The organism is Kitasatospora sp. NPDC093558, from assembly GCF_040683475.1.
In the GTDB taxonomy this organism is placed as follows: domain Bacteria; phylum Actinomycetota; class Actinomycetes; order Streptomycetales; family Streptomycetaceae; genus Kitasatospora.
The window spans coordinates 1-4,718 of the sequence record NZ_JBFBDY010000501.1 but is presented as its reverse complement, the minus strand read 5'-3'; the positions used below and the strand labels follow the sequence as shown (position 1 = coordinate 4,718).

5 protein-coding genes are annotated in these 4,718 nt (G+C 70.6%); 4 read left to right on the top strand and 1 reads right to left on the bottom strand.

What is annotated here, in order from left to right:
* The coding region (locus tag AB0O00_RS30080; RefSeq protein ID WP_363657096.1) for a protein kinase at window positions 1-1,026 on the top strand (1,026 nt) is incomplete at its 5' end.
* 477 nt (window positions 1,027-1,503) lie between these two features.
* On the opposite strand, the gene AB0O00_RS30075 is transcribed toward AB0O00_RS30080, so the two are convergent.
* Entirely contained in the window at window positions 1,504-3,000 is a 1,497-nt protein-coding gene (locus AB0O00_RS30075; RefSeq protein ID WP_363657094.1) for a glycosyltransferase family 39 protein, read from the bottom strand.
* Between the two features lie 254 nt (window positions 3,001-3,254).
* Between AB0O00_RS30075 and AB0O00_RS30070 the strand changes: the two genes are divergently transcribed.
* The 3 genes from AB0O00_RS30070 to AB0O00_RS30060 form a co-directional block, all read left to right on the top strand.
* On the top strand, window positions 3,255-3,677 hold the full coding sequence (locus AB0O00_RS30070; protein ID WP_363657092.1) for a DUF3592 domain-containing protein: 423 nt from the start codon (window positions 3,255-3,257) through the stop codon (window positions 3,675-3,677).
* 71 nt (window positions 3,678-3,748) lie between these two features.
* On the top strand, window positions 3,749-3,988 hold the full coding sequence (locus AB0O00_RS30065) for a hypothetical protein (RefSeq protein ID WP_363657090.1): 240 nt from the start codon (window positions 3,749-3,751) through the stop codon (window positions 3,986-3,988).
* A gap of 49 nt (window positions 3,989-4,037) precedes the next feature.
* Window positions 4,038-4,718, top strand: a 681-nt coding sequence (locus AB0O00_RS30060) for a flotillin family protein (RefSeq protein ID WP_363657088.1), incomplete at its 3' end; no start/stop codon positions are given.

The window sequence follows — 4,718 nt, the reverse complement described above, 5'->3', positions numbered from 1 at the left end:
CGCCAGGCGCAGATCCTCAGGGCGGAGGGTGAGAAGCAGGCCGAGGTGATCAAGGCCGAGGGTGAGGCGCGAGCGGCCGTGCTGCGCGCCGACGCAGGGGCGGTTGCGGGAGCCGTCGTCGAGGTGGACAGCGGAGCACCGGCCGCGCCGCTGCTGCCCTCGCAGGCATCGCTCGGGCCCGGCCATCAACCGTTGCGAGGGGACGACCCGCGCAGCATCGGCCGCTATCAGCTGACCGCTCGGCTGGGCGAGGGCGGTATGGGGACGGTCTTCCTCGGGCGCTCTGCCGGCGAGCGCCTGGTTGCGGTCAAGGTCATCAGGCCGGAACTGGCGGCGGACACCGAGTTCCGACGGCGGTTCGGCCGTGAGATCGAGGCCGTGCGCCGGGTCGGTGGATTCCACACCGCGCCGGTGGTCGCGGCCGACCCGCAAGGTGATCCGCCCTGGCTGATCACCGAGTACATCCCGGGCCTGCCGCTGCACGAAGTCCTGAAGCATTACGGTGCGTTGCCGAGCCGGAGTCTGCATACCCTGGCCGTCGGTGTTGCCGAGGCGCTCGAGGGGATCCATGCCTGCAACATCGTCCATCGCGACCTCAAGCCGAGCAACATCATCATCTCCGGCACCGGGCCTCGCGTCATCGACTTCGGCATCGCCCGCGCGCTCGACGGCACCACTCTCACCGGTTCCGACCAGGTGATCGGTACGCGGGGATTCCTGGCCCCGGAGCAGTACATCGGAGGGCCGGTCACGTTCGCCACGGACGTCTACGCCTTCGGCATGGTGCTGTGCCATGCCGGAGGGGCGGTGCCGTTGGACGAGGGTGAGGTCGTGGAGTCCGTCCTCAGCATGCTGCCGGCCCCACTGGCCGACCTGGTCGTCCGCTGTCTCGACCACGACCCCCACCGCCGTCCGACTCCCACGCAGATCGTCGAGCACCTCTCCCGAAGCCGCCCGGCCGCCGGGGACTGGTTGCCGCTTCCGGTACGGACGCTGGTCGACCTGCACAGCGCGTCCACCAGCTAGTGGCTTCTCACCCGGCCTACGGCCTGCACACGAAAGGGCTCATGCGGGGCTCGCCGGGGCTGGTGCTGTCCGAAGGCGGGTGGCGCCCGGCCCGTGCGCCCGGCCCGTGCGTCCGTCAGGGCAGCTCGTCGGCGATGGCGGCGACGAATGCGGCGAGCTCGGCCTACGCGACGGGGTCCGGCACGGCCTGCGGCAGGATCGCGTGGGCCAGCCGGATGTGCTCCCGGATCCGCTCCTCCACCAGACGTCATCGACCGGGAGAGGGTCCGCAAGGGCCGGCCGACCCTCTGGACGGCCTTCGGCGTGCCGGGCCGTGGCTGCGCGCAGCGCGGGCTCCATGAAGGCGATGACGTCCCGGGTGATCTACGGTGAGGTGCGAACGGTCTGCACGGAGGTCTCCGATGTTCTCTGGAAGGTTGATGAAGAGGGGACAGCCGGCTGAAGTCGCCCGCTTCCGGCGGCCCTTCAGCACGCCGGTTACGGGATCCGTTCCAGTAGCGCCACCGTCACGCCGGCGACGCGTTCCGCGCCGTAGGGCTTGTACTTCGTGCGCAGCGCATCCGCCTGGCCCTTCGGGATGGCGTCGAAGGGGTCTGGTCTGTTGCCCGGGACCACCAGCCAGATGCGGCTCTCGTCCTGCAGGCACTCGGCCGGCTTCGGGCAGTACGTCGGGAACAGCTCGTTGTTGTCGGCGGCCGAGGCCTTCAGGAAGACCTCTCGCATCTTCAGGTCGTGCGGAAGGTAGTAGCGGACCCCTTGGTCGAGCATCCACGCCGGCCCGTCCCGGTTGAAGACCACGGCCTCCCCCGGGCGGTGGTACTTCATGATGGTCCGCGCCGCCGCCACGTAGTCCGTCGGTACGTCGTCATGGTGTGCGTACGGCTCCCTCAGTTTGTGCTGCTCGGGGAGTACGAGCAGAGCGATCGCGGCGATGGCTGCCGCGGCCGTCGCCGAGGACGGCGCCGCCGTGGCCAGCCCTGCCCCCGCCAGCACGGCCCAGGCCGGAAGGGTGATCAGTAGATACTGGAAGCGGAAATAGGAGATGTCCCCCTGGGACGCCACCCACACCACCAGTGGGGGCAGCACGGCCAGGGCGACGCACAGCACGAAGGCATCGCGGCGCTCCTTGGGCGCCACCACGGCCAGCGCGATCACCGCTCCTGCACACAGCGCCGAGGCGAACAGCTTCGGCCAGATGTCGACCAGACCCCACGCGTCCGGCCGAGCGACGTACCAGAGCTGCCGTCCCACCTGCGACCTGCCCGACAGCGCCAGCGGGACCACACAGGCCGCACCGGCCACCACCGCGAGGCCGAAGCCCCACAGTGCCCCGCGCTCGTACCGGCTTCGTACGACCATGGCGAGCAGGTGCCCCAGCAGGACGGTCAGCGCCACGAGATGCAGCAGTCCGACAACCACCAGACAGAGCGAATACGCCGCCCAGCGTCCCCACTTGCGCGGCACCTCCCAAGCCCGGAGCAGCAGAAACATCGCCAAGGCGGTGGCCAGGACCACGAGGGCGTAACTGCGGGCCTCCTGGGCGTACCGGCTCACGGCGGGGATCAGGGCGAACAGCAGTCCGCCGTACATCCCGGCCTGTCGGCCGAACAGCCGATGTCCGATCAGTGCCACCAGAGCGGCTGTCCCGACCATGGCCAGCGCCGAGGGCAGGCGCAGGGCCGGCACGGAGTCGCCGAAGAGCACCATCCATCCGTGCATCAGGATGTAGTACGTGCCGTGGACCGCGTCGACGTTGTGCAGGGTGGCCAGAATCCGCCCGAGGTCGCGCCTGGCGACGTCCCAGGTGACCAGTTCGTCGGTCACCAGCTGCGGGCCGCTGATCTGGAACACGGCCACGGCGAGGGTGGCCAGCGCCGGCCACAGCCACAGGCCGACCGACCCTCTGACGCGGGGTGGCTGGGCCTGGGCCGGATGGGCCACCTGGCTCGGACCGGGACGGGTGAGAATCGACATGGCACAGGCCTACCGCCCGCCGCGTGGCCCCCGCCCCAGCCGGCGGGCGATGGTCTCGGCTTTTCGCCCGATCGGCGCTCCGGTCTTCCCCTGACTGGCCTACGCCACCGGCACGTGAGGTCGTGCGGGACAGCCCCGTGCCCGTGTGGTCGGGCCCCGCGTGTACCGGACCCGGCCCCGCCCCGGGCGGGGGACCGGCGGTCGCGTAGCCTGGGCGCCCTCGTTCCCTGCTACGGAAGACGGTGGGTCGCGCCATGCACGGCGACGGCGGATTGTGGGTCGCTCTGGTGGTGGGCGTCGGCGTGTGGGTCCTTTCCCTCCGGAGCGCCGTCCAGCAGGTGCGCGCCCAGCGGGGGACCGTGGTCGTCGGCACGCTCCTCCGGTGCTTCCGCGAGCGGACGAACAGGGGAGGACCTCGCTGGAAGGGTGTCGTCCGGTTCCAGGCGCCGGAGGGCGGGGTGCACCGGATGGAGGTGTACCTGTCGCGGCCGGGGGCACCGGGCGGCGAGGTGATCGTCTGCTACCCGCCCGGACACCCGCAGCAGGCTCGGGAAGCCGGTGGTCGGCTCGGCTGGCAGTTCCCGATCATGGGCCTCCTGGTGGGTACATCCTTCGTCGCAGCAGCTCTGCTCATCCTCTCCGGCGTGGTTCCCACCTCTCCGGTACCCCCGCGCTGACCCGATGCCGGGCTGCGGGATGCCGAGGGGCCCGGACGGGGCATGCGCGCGGCCGGAGTACCGTGGAACACGTGGCGCACGAGCGCATGCGCGCGGCAGCCGATGACTCCTCGCAGAGCCCGGTCGGGGCTGTCGGCAAGGTGACGGTGCCCATTCCGCCGGGCGGTCCGGGCGAGGTCCTGGTTGCCCTGCGGGGCGGGTCGGAGGTGTTCGCGGCCTGGTGCTCGGAGCCGGTCGGCCGAGACGTCCGGGTGGTCGTGGTGGACGCGATCTCGGCCCGCTCGGTGATCGTCGAGCTCCTGCCGCCCTAGGTACGTGCCTAGGTACGTGTCGCAATTCCCGCAGGTCAGGTGGTCGGTCATGTTCTTCTGGCACGTTCCCGCACCCAACGAGGCGATGCTCATATCCGGGTCCAAGCGTCAGTCGCAGGACACCCAGTTCCGCATCGTCACCGGCCACGGCAGCCTGGTCCTGCCGGTCAAGCAGAAGGTCCGGATGCTCTCCCTGGCCCTCCGGGAGGCGACGATCGCCGAGGACTGCGTCACCCAGCAGGGGATCCGGCTCACCGTGCGCGCGGTCTGCGTGTTCAAGGTCGGCGACGACGCCGTGTCGATCGCCAACGCCGCCCGCCGATTCCTCTCGGAGCAGAACCAGATGGAGGAGCTCATCGGCCGGATCTTCGCCGGCCACCTGCGGTCGATCATCGGCGGGCTGACCGTGGAGCAGATCATCCGGGAGCGCAGCAGGGTCGCCCAGGAGGTGATGGCGGGCAGCCACGGTGAGATGGAGAAACTAGGCATCGTGGTCGACGCACTGCAGATCCAGGAGATCGAGGACTCGACCGGCTACATCGACAACCTCGCCGCGCCGCACGTGGCGGCGGTCGCCAGCCAGGCCAGGATCGCCCAGGCCAAGGCCGACCAGGAGGCCACCGAACGCGAGCAGCAGGCGGCCGCGCTGAAGGCCGAGTACGAGCGTGACACCGCGATCAAGCGGGCCGGCTTCCTCGCCGAGACGGAACAGTCCAGGGCCCGCGCCGCC

Excerpts from the sequence above, each read along its gene's own strand:
- AB0O00_RS30075 (WP_363657094.1), bottom strand. The coding sequence starts at position 3,000 with ATGTCGATTCTCACCCGTCCCGGTCCGAGCCAGGTGGCCCATCCGGCC.
- AB0O00_RS30070 (WP_363657092.1), top strand. The coding sequence starts at position 3,255 with ATGCACGGCGACGGCGGATTGTGGGTCGCTCTGGTGGTGGGCGTCGGC.